Source organism: Streptomyces sp. RFCAC02 (assembly GCF_004193175.1).
In the GTDB taxonomy this organism is placed as follows: Bacteria; Actinomycetota; Actinomycetes; order Streptomycetales; family Streptomycetaceae; genus Streptomyces.
This window is the reverse complement of sequence record NZ_SAUH01000001.1, coordinates 6,040,223-6,055,097: the sequence shown is the minus strand read 5'-3', so window position 1 is coordinate 6,055,097 and position 14,875 is coordinate 6,040,223. Positions and strand designations below refer to the sequence as shown.

The window sequence follows — 14,875 nt, the reverse complement described above, 5'->3', positions numbered from 1 at the left end:
GATGTCGACCTCCGGTCCGCCGTCACGGCGACGGCCACTGCAGGGAACGGATGTGTGCGAGGGCCGCGGCGGCACCGTGGGCGCGGTCCATCCCCATGTCCTCCCACTCCACGGAGACGGGACCGGTGTACCCGATGGCCGTCAGCGCCCGGAAGGCATCCTCCCACGGGACGTCACCGTGCCCGATCGTGACGAAGTTCCACGCGCGCCTGGGATCCCCCCACGGCAGATGCGAGCCGAGGATACCGGCGCGGCCGTCACGCGGGCGCAGCCGGGTGTCCTTGCAGTCGACGTGGTGGATGCGGTCGGCGAAGTCGGTGATGAAGCCGACCGGGTCGATGCCCTGCCACATCAGGTGGCTCGGGTCCCAGTTGAAGCCGAACGCGGGGCGGTGGTCCACCGCTTCCAGGGCGCGGCGCGCCGTCCAGTGGTCGTAGGCGATCTCGCCGGGGTGCGGTTCGTGGGCGAACACGACGCCCTCGGCGTCGAACACGTCGAGGATCGGGTTCCAGCGGGCGGCGAAGTCCTCGTAGCCGGCCTCGATGACGTCCTCGGAGACGCCGGGGAAGCCGATGGCGTAGGGCCAGATCGACGAGCCGGAGAAGCCGACGATCCGCCGGACGCCGAGCTTCCCGGCGACCCTGGCGGCGCGCTTCATCGACTCGGCGGCGCGTGCCCGCACGCCCTCCGCCTCGCCGTCGCCCCAGATGTGGGGCGGCAGGAGGCCGGCGTGGCGGAAGTCGAAGGCGGGGGTGCCGACCGCGTTGCCCGCCGCGTGGTGGGACAGCGCCCATACGCCGAGGCCGTGTTCGTCGAGGACGGCGCGGAAGCGGTCCAGGTAGCGCGGGTCCTCCTCGGCGCGCACGAGGTCGAGGTGGTTGCCGCAGTCGACCTCGACGCCGTCGTAGCCCCAGGCCGCCGCGTCGGCGGCGATCCGCTCGAACGGGACGTCGTACCACTGGCCGGTGAACAGGGTGACGGGACGGTTGCTCGGCTCACCCATGGGCGGGGACCTCCTCGGTCGGTGGGGTCGGTGGGGTCAGTGGGGGCTCGGGGGTGCCGACCGGCACGCGGGCGCCGGTCGCCGCTGCCTCGATCACGGCCTGGGTGAGCCGGACCATCGCCAGTCCGTCGCGGAACGTCGGCAGCGCGGGGCTGACGCGGCCGCGCACGGCGTCGTGGGCGTCGCGGACGAAGGCGTTGAACGCGTCCTGGTAGCCCATGGGGTGTCCTGCGGGCAGGACGGACAGCCGGGCGGCCTCCGGGGACAGGCGGGGGGCGTCGCGCGGGATGTGCCGCGCGCCGGCGGCGCGGTCGGCGTACCAGAGCGACTCGGGATTCTCCTGGTCGAAGGCGAGGTTGGCCTCGGTGCCCGAGATCTCGACGCTGAGGCGGTTCTTCCGGCCGAGGGCCATCTGGGACACCATCAGGGTGCCCACCGCGCCGCCGGCCAGTTCGACGGTGAGCGCCGCGATGTCCTCGGTGGTGAGCCTGCGGCCGCCGGGGCTGTGCTCGCGCACGGTCCGGGTGACGGCCCCGACCCGGACGACGCGGTCGCCGGAGATGAACTCGACGAGGTCGCCGAGGTGGGAGCCGATGTCGCCGAAGGCGCGGGACGGTCCCGTCGCCGCCGGCAGGCTCCACCAGCCGTCCTCGTCGTAGGCGAGCCGCCACTCCTGGAGGTAGGAGCCGCGGACGCCGACGAGCGGGCCGAGCGCGCCGGCGGCGACGCGCGCACTGGCCTCGGCCGCCATCGGGTGGTAGCGGTAGACGAAGGGGACGGCGGCCACCAGGCCGCTGCGCTCGGCGAGCGCGGTGAGTTCCCCGGCGGCGGACGGGGTGGTGGCGAGGGGCTTCTCGCAGACGACGTGCTTGCCGGCCGCCAGGGCCGCGCCCGCGTACGCGGCGTGCGTGCCGTTGGGGCTGCAGATGTGCACGATGTCGATCGCGTCGTCCGCGATCAGGTCGTCCGGCGAGGGGTACCAGCGGGCCGCTTCGAACCGCTGTGCCGCCGCGCGCGCACGTTCCGGGGCACTGGAGGCGACGCCCCGCAGCGTGCCGCCGGCGGCACGGATCGCGCGGCTGTGCACCTCCGCGATGGAACCTCCCCCGATCACGCCGGCCGTGAGGGAATCCGTGCCCGAGTCGGCTATCCACATGGGCTCATCGTGCCACGATTAAGTTGTAGGGGCAAACAATTGAGGGGCCGGAACCGGCCGCAGGACGGCGGTGAACCACCCGGCCCCGCGCGGACGTACGCACACGACACGAACACCGGGCGCGGAACGTCCCATACCGGACCTGATGCGCCGGAGCCGGAGACGACCAGGCAGACTGCACTCATACACGGCACTCCTACCCGGCCACCGAAGACGAGGATCACCCATGATCACTTTGACGAAGGACGACGGACCCGCCGACCTGGACGGCGTGACCCACCTGTCCATCGGAGTCTCCTGGGACCCGACCGCGGGCAGCAGCGGCGGCGTGATCGGCAAGCTCCGCCGCAAGATGGGCACCGACCTTGACCTCATAGCCATCGCCATGCAGGGCGACGACCCGGTGCGGCTCGCCGGTCTCGACTCCACCGACCCGCTGGGCAACGGGGCGCTGCTCCACTCCGGGGACAACCAGTCGGGGCGCGGCGAGGGCGACGACGAGACGGTGACCGTCGAGTTCGACCGCCTGCCCCCGAACATCACCGCGATCGTGTTCGTCGCGGCCGCCTTCAAGAAGATGAGTTCCTTCCAGAAGGCGCGCAACGTCAGCATCAAGGTCTACGACGCGACGGGCGGCAGCAGCCAGCAGGTCGCCGACATCTGGCCGAGCCTGCTCACGAACGACAACGGCTGCGCCGTCGCCAAGGCCATCCGGGTCGGCCAGAGCTGGAAGCTCCAGGTGATCAACGAGACCGGCAAGATCAAGCAGGGCGACGAGATCTCCCTGATGCGTTTCGCCGTCAACAAGTGAGGTCCCGTGCGCCGGTCCGCCCCACGCGGCGGGGGCGGACCGGCGCGGTGCCCGGCGGTTCAGAGTCCGAGCGCGCGTGCCACCCGCCCGGTGAGTCCGTCCTCGCTCAGCGGGGCGTCCACCTCGATCGACCGCAGGCCGAGGCGCCCGGTCCCGGCGGCGAGGCGGTCGGTGAACATCCCGTCGCGCTCCAGCAGGTTGCGCGACGCGCGCGCGGGGTCGCTGGTCCTGCCCGGGATGTCCCAGGCCGTGCCGCGGCTCTCGAACGCCGCCTCGCGGAACCGGGGCGTCGGCAGCAGCCACACCGCCTGCTCCGGTCCTGACAGCAGCGGCGCGACGAGGTGCGGCAGGAGCCGGAAGCCCTCGGCGACCACTCCCCTGCCGGCCGGCAGCCGCAGCAGGTCCTCCACGATCAGCCCGAAGCACTCGCCCCGGTACCAGTGGAAGGTGTCCAGCATGGTCCGGGGAGAGCGGTGCGCCCACCGCTCGTCCATGTCCATCGCCATGAAGCGGGCCAGTTCCGGGGCTTCTTCCGGTGTGCTGCGGCGCGCGTGGTCCGGCATGACGTCGTCCGTCGCGTACACGGTCAGGCCGTGCCGTTCCGCCAGGCGACGCGCGACCGTCGACTTGCCGCCGCCGCTCCCGCCGCCGATCCAGCGGACGTGCCGCAGCCGGTCCCGCAGCAGTGCCGCGTCGGCGGCTCCTCGATGTTCCCCGGTTCGCATTCCTCGCCCCACGTGCTCGTGCCCCGGCGTCGCGCCGCCGCGGGTCCCGTACTCCTGACAGTACGGCGGTCGGCCTTGGGGCACGCGCCGCCCGGCGCAGTCGCCCGGGCCGTCGGACGGTGGCGGTTCAGGTGGCCGGAAAGGGCCTCGGGGCGTTCTCCTGCCCGTCTTCGTACGAGGGGCGGGGCAAGGACGCGGGGGCCTGGTGGCGCCAGGTCAGCAGTGGCCCGCGCCCCCTGGTGACCGGGGCGGCGTCGGTGACGTGGAAACCGGTGGCGCGGGCCACAGCCGTGCTGGCCGCGTTGTCGGGGTCGATGCGCAGGACGACCTGCTGCAGTGCCAGGGCGTGGTAGGCGTAGTCGGTCATCAGCCGTACCGCGCGGGCTGCCAGGCGCTGCCGCCGATGACGGCTGCCGACGGCGTAGGCGAGTTCGGCGTACGGGCCGCCATTCGAAGGCCCGTCGGGACCCGCGACGAACAACAGGATCTCGCCGAGCGCGGTCCGCCCGTCACTGGTGATGGCGAGCTGGATGCTGCGCCCCTCGGCACGGCGGGTGCGGGCCTGGTCGAGATAGGTGCGGGCGGCGGCCAGGTCGAACGGGTGCCGCAGGGGCGTCCACCGGCCGACCTGGGGTTCGTCGAACAACTCCACCATCACCGGCGCATCGGCATCGTCCCACTCCCGCAACTGCAGGCCGAGACCCGTGATGTTCACGGCTCCGGGCAGGCGGCCGCCGGCGGTGGGTACGGGATCGGTCATCCTTGCTCTCCTTCGTCGCGGCACGCGGGTGCGCCGGTGGTGGGCTGTCGGCGGCGGAGCACTGATGCACCGGTGTGACAAACGGACGCCACCGCCATCACGTTCGTATCAGTAGGCTTGCCGCGTGCGGGAGTTGAGAGCGCAAGACCCACGACAGATCGGCCGGTACCGGATCGTCGCCTGGCTCGGCGCTGGTGGCATGGGGCAGGTCTACCTGGGGCGCTCACCCGCCGGGCGCTGGGTGGCGGTCAAGGTGGTGCGCCCGGAGCTGGCCGACGAGCCCGGGTTCCTGCGGCGGTTCGCCCGCGAGGTGGAGACGGCCCGCCGGGTCGGCGGTGCTTTCACCGCGGCCGTCGTCGACGCGGATCCGGAGGGCGATCCCGCGTGGCTCGCCACGACGTTCGTCGCCGGCATCCCGCTCGACGACGCGATCGCGGCGTACGGAGCCTGGCCGCCGTACGCCGTCCGCGCGCTGGGCATGGCCATCGCCGAGGCGCTGCAGGCCATCCACGCCGCCGGTGTCGTCCACCGGGACCTCAAGCCGTCGAACGTGCTGCTCGGCCCGGACGGCCCGCGCGTGATCGACTTCGGCATCTCGATGAGCGTCCACGCCAGCCGCCTCACGTCCACCGGCGCGCTCGTCGGGACACCCGGCTTCATGTCCCCCGAGCAACTGACGGGCCGTGCCGTCGGACCGCCCGCGGACGTGTTCGCGCTGGGCGTCCTCCTGGCCCATGTCGCGTCGGGCTCCGCGCCCTTCGGCGAGGGCGAGGCGCACGGCGTCAACTTCCGGATCGTCTACGAGCAGCCCGATCTGGCGGCCGTCCCCGGCGAGTTGCGCGGCGTGATCGAGGCGTGCCTGGCGAAGGAGCCGGAGCGGCGGCCCACGCTGGACGGCATCCTGCGGCTGCTGGCCGCCGCGCCGGACGGGGACGCCCCGCCGCCGCCCACCACGGAGAATTTCCAGCGCGCCGGCTGGCTTCCCGCACCCGTGGCCGCCGCGATCCAGGAGCGTGTGTCGGCCGTGCCGGCCGAACCCGCACCGGGCGCGGCCCCGCCGGTCGTTCCGCCACCGCCCGCATCGCCTCCCCCGGGCTCGTCCCCCGCTGTCCCGCCACCGCCGGCGACGCCTCCTGCCGCGTCCACTCCGCAGGGTGTCGTACGCCCGGACTGGTACGCGCCCCTGCCCACGCCGCTGCCGCTGACCCAGGCCCCGGGACCGCCGGCCCGTACCGCCCGCATCACCCGGCGCCAGGCGTTGTTCGGCGGTGCGGCGGTCGGGGCCGCCGGCGCGGCCGCCCTCGGCGGCTGGTGGCTGCTGGGGCGTGACGACGGCGGCGGCGCGGTGGCGGACGACGACCCCACCCCGCCCGGTGAGGCGGACGACCCGAGCACCACGCCCGGTGACGATTCCGCGCAGTCGGCGCCCGTGACCCTGACGTGGGCGTACCCCGCCGACGACGCGAATCAGGACGTCTACGACGGCTGGGCCGACGAGTTCATGGCCGAGCACCCCGGTGTCACCATCGAGAAGTTCCTCCCCGACGCGGCGAACTACGACGCCCAGGTGACGACGAGTGTCGCGGCGGGCAGCGGCCCCGACGTCCTCCGGGTCTCCCCGGCGCTGGCCGCCGAACTCGCGGGCATGGGCCACCTGGCCGATCTCGCGGTCGCGGTGGAGCCGGCCGCCGAGGCGCTCAACCCGCACCTGCTCGACGTCTTCCGCGCGGAGGACGGCGGCGCCCTCCACGCCGTGCCCCAGCAAGCGGGTGTGATCGGTTTCTGGTACCGGCAGGCGCTCTTCGAGGATTGGGGAGTCGCCGTCCCGGAGACGTGGTCCGCCTTCCTCGACGCCGTGCGCACCTTCAGGGACGCGGGGGTCACACCCATCGCACTCGCCCTCGGCGAATCCTGGCCCAGCGCCTACTACTGGACGTACCTGGCGCTGCGCACGGCAGGCGGGGAAGCGTTGACGAACGCCGCCCGGACGGCCGACTTCAGCGCGCCCGCCTTCACGCGGGCGGGTGAGCTGCTCCAGGAACTCGCGGCACTCGATCCGTTCCCCGCACAGGCTGAAAGCGCCGACTACATGACGGGGCAGGTGCCGGTGTTCGCCCGCGGTGAGGCCGCGATGGAGCTGACGGGACAGTGGGCGCCGAGGTACTACGCCGAGGAGGACGGCGGGGCGGACGGCATCGGCTTCTTCCCCTTCCCGGCCGTCGAGGACGGTGCGGGCTCCGCCACGGAGATCCTGGGGTACGCCGAGGGCATGGCCGTCTCGGCCGGTGCCCCGCCGGAGGCGGCCGCCTTCGCCCTCTTCCTCGCGGAACGCCCCCAGCAGTCCGGCGTGACCGGGACGGGTGCCCTGCCGATCCTGGTGGACGCGGCCGACGTGGTCCCGGACGAACCGCTGGCGGCCCCGGTCGGCGTCCTGACCGCGGCGACCGGCTTCCAGCCCGACTGGGAGCAGCTCGGGATCCCCGGCCTGTCGGCCGCCGTCGGGGAGAGCGCGCGGAGCGTGATCCTGGGCGAGGCGACACCGGCCGAGGCGGCCACGGAGATCGGTGATGCGGCCGATGTCGGGTGAGCCGCGTTCTCGAACACGCGAGCCCGACCATCCCGTTGGGGTACGAATCCCTGTCTACTAGGGAGACATGTGATGTATGGGGCTTGTCGTCGAGCTGTGCCGGGGGAGGGCTCGTGCCATGAGTGAGAGGCGTTACGACGCGTGGGCTCGCGCAGCCGTCCGGCGGCTGTATGCCGATGCTTCCGGGAGCGTCCCCACGCCGCTGCGGCGTCTCGTTCTGCCCGGTGCCGATGGTGTCGATGTGTATCTCAAGGACGAGTCGGTGCTTCCCACTGGTAGTTCGAAGTACCGCCTGATGCGCGCGATCTTCTCCCATGCGATCACCGCGGGCGAGATCGGCCCGGGGACGCCGGTGTACGTGGCCACCGGTGGGGCCGTCGCCGTCGCCGGGGCGCGGCTTGCCGCACTGCTCGGACTGCCATTCACCGCCGTCGTGCCGGCGAAGACCCCGCCGGCCGTCCTGGAACGGGTCGAACGGGCAGGAGGCGGGTGGCAGGTGGCCGGGGGCCGCCCGCCGCGGTGGCGGAGGAGGCCCGGGAAGTGGCGGACCGCGCGGGCGGCTGCTTCCTCGACCACTTCGCGCGCGCCGCCGCCGCGACGGTCGGTGACGACGCGCCGTCCGTCGCCGAGGAGATCATCGGCCAGCTCCGGGAGGAACCCCACCCCCTCCCGACGTGGATCGTCACCGGCGCCGGTACGGGAGCCACCTCCGCCACCGTCGGGCGCCACCTGCGGCGTCACGGTCTGCCCACCCGCCTCGCCGTGGTCGATCCCGAGAACTCCGCGTACTTCCCCGCCTGGGCCACCGACTGCGCCGACTACGCGACGGGCATGCCGTCCCGCATCCCCGGCATCGGCCGCCCGAGGACCGAGCCAGCCTTCCTCCCGTCGGTGATCGACCTGGTGATCCCGGTGCCCGACGCCGCCTCCGTCGCGGCAATGCGGTGGCTGCGCGACGCGGCGGACGTAGACGCCGGCCCCGCGGCCGGCACCGGTCTGTGGGGCGTGTGCCATCTGGCGGCCCGCATGCGGGAATCCGGGACGCGCGGCAGCATCGTGACGCTCGTCGGAGACGGCGGCGTGCCCTACCGACGCACCCACGGGGACCCGGCGTGGGTGCGCGCGCGAGGGCTGGATCCCGCGCCGTACGAGACCCTGCTCGCGGACTTCGTACGGACCGGAACGTGGGCCTGGCTGGCCGCCGGCCGTCCCTGATCCCGGCCCGGGCCATCGGTGAGGAGCGGGCCGTGCCGTGCGGGGGTGTGGCGGCGTTCTCCGTGTGACACGGCCGACCGACCACCACTCCCCCGGCGGTCGCCCGCCGGGGAGCCGGGAGACAGCCATGACCGACCACGCCCCCGCCCCGCCCACCGGACCGTTCGACGCGGAGCGCTCCGCCGAGATCGTCGCAGGCAGCTTCGCCGGTACGCCCGACGCCCGGCTGCGCGCCGTCCTCACCTCGCTGGTGCGGCACGCGCACGCCTTCGTGAAGGACGTCGGGCTCACCCCCGGCGAGTGGGCGGCGGGCATCAGGTTCCTCACCGAGACCGGCCACGCCTCCGACGCCACGCGCCAGGAGTTCGTCCTGCTGTCGGACGTGCTCGGCGTCTCCTCGGTGGTCGAGACGCTCGGCAACCCGGCGGACGACGGCAGCACCGAGTCGACGGTGGAGGGTCCCTTCCACCTCGTGCCCTCGCCGCGCCGCGCCACAGGCGACAGCATCGACGAGCGCGAGGCGGCGGACGGCGAGCCGTGCCTCGTCACCGGGCGCGTCGTGGACACCGCCGGCGCGCCCGTCGCGGGCGCACTGGTCGACGTGTGGCAGGCCGACGAGGAGGGCCGCTACGACGTCCAGCGGCCGGGCGACGTCCCCGACCGCAATCTGCGCGGGCTGTTCACCGCCGACGAGGACGGCCGGTTCCGGTTCCGCACCGTCGTGCCGCGCCACTACGCCATCCCCACGGACGGGCCGGTCGGACGGCTGCTGGCGGCGACCGGCCGGCATCCGCACCGGGCCGCGCACATCCACCTCCAGGTCCGCTCACCGGGGATCCGGACCCTGACCACCCACCTGTTCGTCGCCGGTTCGCCCCATCTGGACTCGGACGCCGTCTTCGGTGTCAAGGCCGGTCTGATCAGGGAGTTCACCACGGTGGACGATCCGGCCCTGGCGGCGGAGCTGGGAATCGCGAACCCGTTCCGGCACGCCGACTTCCCCATCACCGTCCGCCGCGGCCCCACTCGTACGTGTCGTCGTCGTGCAGACCGATGAAGCCGAGCAGGCGGGAGGCGAATTCCTCGTCCATCTCCTCCACGGTGCGCGGAACGTTGTAGTACGTCGGGATCATCGGGTAGACCACCGCTCCCGCCTCGGTGACCTGTGTCATGTTGCGCAGGTGGATGAGGTTGAACGGGGTCTCGCGGACACACAGGATCAGGGGACGCCGCTCCTTGAGACAGACGTCCGCCGCCCGTTCGACGAGGGTGTCCGCCTGGCCCTGGGCGATGCGGCCCATCACCCCCATCGCGCAGGGGAGGACGATCATGCCCCAGGTGCGGTAGCTGCCGGACGACGGCGGCCCGGCGAAATCCTTCTCGGGGTCCAGGACGGTCACTTTCGGGGACGGCGCGCCCAGCAGGCAGCGGACCGGGTCGGCCGCCGCGTCGGCACCGGATTCGTGGGCCATGAGCCGTCGCCCGTTCGCCGAGACGAGCAGGTCGACGTGGCCGACCCGGTCCGACGCCGCGAGGGCACCGAGGGTGCGGCCGGCCAGCCGGGTACCGCCGGCTCCGGTCACGGCGAGGACGACACGACGCTGTTCGGGCATGGATTCTCCTGCGGCTCGGAAAGGGTGGGTGCGCGACGGGCGGAGTCAGTCACGGTGACCGCTCCCGCCGTCGCCCGACGGCTCGGGGAAGAGATCGGGCGCGTACGGGTGCGGGTCGACGTCGCGGAAGGGCGCGCGGACGAACATCTCGCGGTGCTCCCACGGCACGGTGGCGTCGAAGATCGTCTTCGCGGTGACGCCCTTGGCCGGCAGCAGCGGGTTGTACTCCGGGGTCTGGGACGGATCCAGTACATGGCCGGCGATGCCGGGCAGGGTGAGGATGTCCCGGTCGCCCTGCATCCGGGTCTGCATCGCCCACAGGACGTCGTTCGTGTCGAAGATGTCGACATCCCCGTCGACGAGGATGACGTTCTTCAGCTCGGCGTAGGTCCCGAGTGCCACGAGGGCGGCCTGGCGGGCGCGGCCGTCGTCGAACGCGGCCGACTTGTCGACCTTCATGACGGCCAGGAACTTCCCGCCGCCGGCCGAGTGGGAGTAGACCTCGGTGACGAAGCCGGGCATGGCCGCTTCGCAGGCGTTGTAGATGCTGGCCTCGGTGGGGATGCCGGCCAGGCTGACGTGCTCCTCGCCGGGCCCGACCAGGGTCTGGAGGATGGGGTTCTTCCGCGTGGTGATGGCCGTGACCTTCATGACCGGCAGGGCCGGGTTGGCCGGGCCGTTGTAGCCGGGGAACTCCGGCATCGCGTGGCCGGAGTGCGTATTGCGGTCCTCCGCCATGCGGGTGTCGGGGAGGATCTCGCCCTCGATGACGACCTCGGCGGCGGCGATGCACTTCTGCCGGACGGTGAGACAGTCCACCAGCTCCACCGGCCTGCCGCGCAGCCCGCCGGCGATGGCCAGTTCGTCGTAGCCGTACGGGGTGGTGGGTGCCTCGAAGGTGGCGCCGATGTGGATGGCCGGGTCGAGGCCCATGTTGACCGACACGGGAAGCGACCTGCCCTGTGCCTCCGCTCTCCGGCGGAAGTTGTCGATGTGGCGGCCCGGGGCGAAGAAGATCGTCAGTTCGTCCTTGCTCTGCACGCACAGCCGGTGGATCGTCACGTCCGTGCCCATGTCCGGGTCGCTGCCGAGCACGAGTCCCAGGCAGAAGTACGGGCCCGCGTCCTCCTCGGTGTTGGTCGGGGCCGGCAGCAGTTTGCGCAGATCGAAGCCAGGGTCACCCGCGCGGTGCACGACCTCCTGGCACAGTGCCTTGTCCCGGCCGACGTCGACGGGGCCGATGGCGTCCTTGACGGCCTGGCCCATGCGCTGGGTGAGACGGCGCGGCGGCGCGTCGAGGAGCAGTCCGACCCTCTCGCGACTGGCCATCAGGCCCACCAGTACGCGGGAGCCGGCGTACCCGCTGATCCTGTTGAACATCATGGCGGGGCCGATACGGGTCGGCCTGAGGACCGTGCCGCCCGCCCCGACACGGCGGTAGACCCCGGCGAGGTCGGCGATCGGGTCCACCTCGCGGTCGGTTTCGAGGAGCTGCCCGGGATGCCGGCGCAACCGGTCCAGAGCCGAACGCAGGTCATGGACTCCGGACTGCTGCTGTGAGGATCCTGCCATGCTCCGCCTCCGTGACGCCGACTGTCACACCCAGTTCATCACGATATGTCCATGTCGCTGGGTTTTGGCGAGGGTGTGCCTCCGCAGGGGGCGGCCAGCCGGACGGGTGCTGTCGCGGCGCGCCCGAACGGGCCGGATGAGGCGGTGTCCCGGCACGTCGCGTGACCATCGTGGCGCCGCCCGCGTAGGAAGGGGCCCCATTTCCAGGAGGACCCGTGACATTCAATCCGCTCGAGCAGCGGGGCATTCCCCTGGACCGGCAATTGCGCAACTGGCGGGAATTGTCGGTCACCCCCATCGATCCGGACCGCTGCGATCCCTACACCCGCTGCCGTGTCATCACGATGAACGGCATCGAGGTCGAGGCGCTCCTCTTCAGCCACCACTTCACGCGGCACTGCCCCGACATGGAGGTGAAGCGGCAGCTCGCCGAGGTCCGCTACATCGAGGCGCAGCAGCAGAAGGCCGTGAACTGGCTGCTCCCCGGCGTCTCCTCCGTCCTGGAGACGACCATCGCCTACGAGCAGGTAGCGGTGGACCTCACCGCCTGGGTCGCCCGCATGGAGCCGGACCCGTACCTGACGCAGGCCTACCAGTTCGGTGTGCTGGAGGACTTCGACCACCTGTACCGGTACGCCAACCTGTACGAGATGATCGAGCACCGCAAGGCGGAGGAGATCGTCGACCAGCTCACCGAGGTCATGCCGGGCCGGCCGACCCCGCTGCACCACCGGAACCCGGTGGACAACCTGCGCGAGCCGTACGACCGCACGACCGTGTCGCCGCTGTCACGCCTGCACGCGCTGACGGTCATGTCGGCCGAGCAGCAGACGATGAACTTCTACATGAACGTCGGCCCGACGTACATGGAGCCGATCGCCCGCAGCCTCTACCAGGAGATCGGGCTGATCGAGGAGGAGCACGTCACTCACTACGAGTCGCTCGTCGACCCGGGCGAGACCTGGTGGGAGCAGCTCGTCCACCACGAGTACAACGAGTGCTACCTGTACCACTCCTTCATGGAGCAGGAGAGCGACCGCCGGGTGAAGGCCCTGTGGGAGCTGCACCTGAACATGGAGCTGGAGCACCTGCGGATCGCGTGCGACCTGATGCGGCGCCACGACGGGCGCGAGCCGGCCGAGGTGCTGGCGCCCGAGCTGCCGAACGTCCTCACCTTCGAGCCGAACAAGCAGTACCTGCGGGACCTGATCGCGGAACAGCTCGACCTGACGACGCTCGGCACCGGGTACGTCCGTGAGGCGCACGAGCGGTTCGAGCGCATGCAGCAGGAGCTGAACGGGGACGGCCCGGCCCCCAGCGACGAGGTCCTCGCGCGGCACCGGGAGATGTTCGGTACCGACTACCGCGTCGAGACCGAGGGCGAGCACCCCGTCCCCGCGTTCCGTGCGCGCGGCTGATCCGCGGAGGCTGACGCGATGACACAGATGGCCAGCAGGGTCGAGACCTCGGAGCAGGAGGACGTGGTGGCGCTGCTCATGCGCCAGCACGGCGACATCCGGAACCTGTTCGACGAGGTGGAGCGTTCGACCGGCGACGACCGGCGGTCGGCGTTCCGCAGCCTGGTGCAGCTCCTGGCGGTGCACGAGACGGCCGAGCAGGAGGTCGTCCACCCGTATGTGCGCGGTCTCTTCGACGGCGGGGACGGTGTGGTGGACGACCGGCTCGCCGAGGAGCGGGCGGCCAAGGAGCAGCTGAGCAGGCTGGACGGCATGGATCCGGCGGCGCCGGGCTTCATGACGGAGCTGAAGCAGTTGCGCACCGCCGTCACCCGGCACGCGCGGGCGGAGGAGCGGTACGAGTTCGCGCAGATCCGGCGGCGTGCCGATCCGAAGCGGCTCGCGGCGCTCGCCCGCGGGGTGAAGGCGGCGGAGGCCATGGCGCCGACCCGGCCGCACCCCCGGGTGCAGGGCGCGGCGGCGAACCTGGCGGCGGGGCCGGTCGCGGCGCTGATCGACCGTACGCGCGACGCGATCCGCCGGGCGATGGGCAGCGACGGCTGATCCGGCGGCGGCGCTCCCGGGCCGGACGGTCCGGGGGTGCCGCGCGGCGGGATCAGGAGGGACCGGGGGCGCGGGCGGGGCGCCACAGGGGGTAGGGGATGCCGGCGAGCCGGTTGATGGTGAGGCCCTGGACACACAGCAGGACCACGGCCAGCATCATGACGGCGAGTTCCGCCGGGGTGCGCAGCAGGCCGAGGGCGACGATCAGGGTGGTGGCTCCGGCGGGCGGGTGGGCCAGGCCCAGGGGCGGCATGAGGGCGCAGGTCAGCCCGAGGGCCAGCGCGGCGGCCAGGGCGCGGCGCCAGGTGACGCCCTCCAGGTTCGGTTCGGTGCCGGTCAGGCCGGTGACCGCGAGGGCGAGCCAGCCGGCCGCCACCCCGATCAGGTGGCCGCCGACCGAGTTGCGCGGCGCTGCGGCCGGGGCCTGGGGTGTATGGAAGAGGAGGAACGCGGTGGGGCCCAGGGAGGGGAAGAGGAACGGCGCGTGGGTGATGAGGGCGAGCAGTGCCATCACCAGGAGTGCGACGAAGCCGTTGAGGCCGCAGTAGAGGGCGCGCACGGGGGTGCGGGGGAAGCGTTCCGTCAGGGCCGTCAGGCGCAGCGCGCGCAGGCGTCGTGCCCACGGGTCCCGGGGCGTGGGGACGGTCATCGGGGGGCGCCGGCCCGTGTCGTGGCACGCCGTCCGGGATCGCCGGCCGTGGCGGCGCGGGAGCGGTAGACCATGTAGGGGCGGAAGAGGTAGCCGACGGGGGCACTGAAGGCGTGCACGAGCCGGGTGTAGGGGAACACGGCGATCAGTGCGAAGGCGACCAGCGCGTGTGCCCGGTACGCGAGGGGCGCGTCGGCCATCAGATCGGCTTCGGGGGCCAGGAGGAACAGGCTGCGCACCCAGGGGGACACGGAGCCGCGGTAGTCGTAGTCGCCCGCCGCCCCCGTTCCCGAGGCGTTGAGGAAGGTGGTGAGCAAGCCGGTGACCAGCGCGGCCACCAGGACGACGTACATCAGTTTGTCGTTGCGGGTGGTGGCGAGGAAGACGGGACCGCGGGTGCGCCGGCGCCAGATCAGGAGGGCGATGCCGCCGAGGGTCATGACGCCCGCCGCGATGCCGAGGGTGAGGGCCATGATGTGGTAGCCGTCCTCGCCGAGTCCGGCCGCGTCCGTCCAGGACTCGGGGATGAGCAGGCCGATGACGTGGCCGGCGACGACCAGCAGGAGGCCGCAGTGGAACAGCGGGCTCCCGACGCGCAGCAGCCGCGATTCGTACAGCTCGGACGAGCGGGTGGTCCAGCCGAAGCGGTCGTAGCGGAAGCGCCACACCGTTCCGGTGATCAGGAGGCCGACGGCGAGGTAGGGCAGTGCGCCCCACAGGAAGACGTCGGTGGGTGTGAGGGTCACTTCGGCCTCCGGTGGGG

Annotated in this window: 14 protein-coding genes and 1 pseudogene; 7 read left to right on the top strand and 8 right to left on the bottom strand. The window is 72.5% G+C overall.

The window, feature by feature from the left end:
• Nucleotides 1-22 precede the first annotated feature (22 nt).
• Nucleotides 23-1,003 carry a sugar phosphate isomerase/epimerase family protein gene (locus EMA09_RS27770; protein WP_129843704.1) on the bottom strand — a complete coding sequence of 327 codons (981 nt, stop codon included), beginning with the start codon at nucleotides 1,001-1,003 and terminating at the stop codon, nucleotides 23-25.
• Nucleotides 996-2,159 (bottom strand): Gfo/Idh/MocA family oxidoreductase, encoded by a 1,164-nt coding sequence (locus EMA09_RS27765; RefSeq protein WP_168220823.1) that lies wholly within the window; start codon nucleotides 2,157-2,159, stop codon nucleotides 996-998. Before EMA09_RS27765 ends, EMA09_RS27770 begins: the two co-directional genes overlap by 8 nt.
• A gap of 226 nt (nucleotides 2,160-2,385) precedes the next feature.
• Here EMA09_RS27765 and EMA09_RS27760 point away from each other — a divergent pair, with 226 nt between their 5' ends.
• The gene (locus EMA09_RS27760) at nucleotides 2,386-2,970 is read left to right on the top strand and encodes a TerD family protein (RefSeq protein ID WP_129843703.1); all 585 of its coding nucleotides are present in this window, start codon (nucleotides 2,386-2,388) and stop codon (nucleotides 2,968-2,970) included.
• 59 nt (nucleotides 2,971-3,029) lie between these two features.
• On the opposite strand, the gene EMA09_RS27755 is transcribed toward EMA09_RS27760, so the two are convergent.
• Together EMA09_RS27755 and EMA09_RS27750 are read right to left on the bottom strand one after the other, a co-directional pair.
• Nucleotides 3,030-3,695 (bottom strand): hypothetical protein, encoded by a 666-nt coding sequence (locus tag EMA09_RS27755; RefSeq protein WP_129843702.1) that lies wholly within the window; start codon nucleotides 3,693-3,695, stop codon nucleotides 3,030-3,032.
• 127 nt (nucleotides 3,696-3,822) lie between these two features.
• Complete coding sequence (locus EMA09_RS27750; RefSeq protein ID WP_129843701.1) at nucleotides 3,823-4,455, bottom strand: GNAT family N-acetyltransferase; 633 nt, start codon at nucleotides 4,453-4,455, stop codon at nucleotides 3,823-3,825.
• Nucleotides 4,456-4,579: 124 nt separating this feature from the next.
• Here EMA09_RS27750 and EMA09_RS27745 point away from each other — a divergent pair, with 124 nt between their 5' ends.
• The 4 genes and pseudogenes from EMA09_RS27745 (at nucleotide 4,580) to EMA09_RS27735 (ending at nucleotide 9,314) form a co-directional block, all read left to right on the top strand.
• Nucleotides 4,580-7,042, top strand: a complete 2,463-nt coding sequence (locus EMA09_RS27745) for a serine/threonine-protein kinase (RefSeq protein WP_129843700.1) — start codon at nucleotides 4,580-4,582, stop codon at nucleotides 7,040-7,042.
• 76 nt (nucleotides 7,043-7,118) lie between these two features.
• Nucleotides 7,119-7,484, top strand: a pseudogene (locus EMA09_RS29530) (pyridoxal-phosphate dependent enzyme); the annotation flags it as partial.
• 47 nt (nucleotides 7,485-7,531) lie between these two features.
• Nucleotides 7,532-8,257, top strand: a complete 726-nt coding sequence (locus EMA09_RS27740; RefSeq protein WP_346655861.1) for a pyridoxal-phosphate dependent enzyme — start codon at nucleotides 7,532-7,534, stop codon at nucleotides 8,255-8,257.
• 127 nt (nucleotides 8,258-8,384) lie between these two features.
• Nucleotides 8,385-9,314, top strand: coding sequence for a dioxygenase (locus tag EMA09_RS27735; protein ID WP_129843699.1), 930 nt, complete (start codon nucleotides 8,385-8,387; stop codon nucleotides 9,312-9,314).
• Here the strand turns inward: EMA09_RS27735 and EMA09_RS27730 are convergent.
• Complete coding sequence (locus EMA09_RS27730; RefSeq protein ID WP_129843698.1) at nucleotides 9,262-9,870, bottom strand: UbiX family flavin prenyltransferase; 609 nt, start codon at nucleotides 9,868-9,870, stop codon at nucleotides 9,262-9,264. The two genes, EMA09_RS27735 and EMA09_RS27730, sit on opposite strands and share 53 nt — an antisense overlap.
• Nucleotides 9,871-9,915: 45 nt before the next feature.
• On the bottom strand, nucleotides 9,916-11,442 hold the full coding sequence (locus EMA09_RS27725) for a UbiD family decarboxylase (RefSeq protein ID WP_129843697.1): 1,527 nt from the start codon (nucleotides 11,440-11,442) through the stop codon (nucleotides 9,916-9,918).
• 215 nt (nucleotides 11,443-11,657) lie between these two features.
• Between EMA09_RS27725 and EMA09_RS27720 the strand changes: the two genes are divergently transcribed.
• Nucleotides 11,658-12,860 (top strand): hypothetical protein, encoded by a 1,203-nt coding sequence (locus EMA09_RS27720; protein ID WP_129843696.1) that lies wholly within the window; start codon nucleotides 11,658-11,660, stop codon nucleotides 12,858-12,860.
• 18 nt (nucleotides 12,861-12,878) lie between these two features.
• Nucleotides 12,879-13,463: a hemerythrin domain-containing protein gene (locus tag EMA09_RS27715; RefSeq protein ID WP_129843695.1), complete on the top strand. Its 585-nt coding sequence runs from the start codon at nucleotides 12,879-12,881 to the stop codon at nucleotides 13,461-13,463.
• 52 nt (nucleotides 13,464-13,515) lie between these two features.
• Here EMA09_RS27715 and EMA09_RS27710 read toward each other — a convergent pair whose 3' ends face one another.
• Both EMA09_RS27710 and narI read right to left on the bottom strand, forming a co-directional pair.
• A complete protein-coding gene (locus EMA09_RS27710; protein WP_129843694.1) occupies nucleotides 13,516-14,112 on the bottom strand; it encodes an HPP family protein in 597 nt (198 codons plus the stop codon).
• On the bottom strand, nucleotides 14,109-14,858 hold the full coding sequence (gene narI / locus EMA09_RS27705) for a respiratory nitrate reductase subunit gamma (RefSeq protein WP_240796602.1): 750 nt from the start codon (nucleotides 14,856-14,858) through the stop codon (nucleotides 14,109-14,111). The genes EMA09_RS27710 and narI overlap by 4 nt, the downstream gene beginning before the upstream one ends.
• Nucleotides 14,859-14,875: the final 17 nt, after the last annotated feature.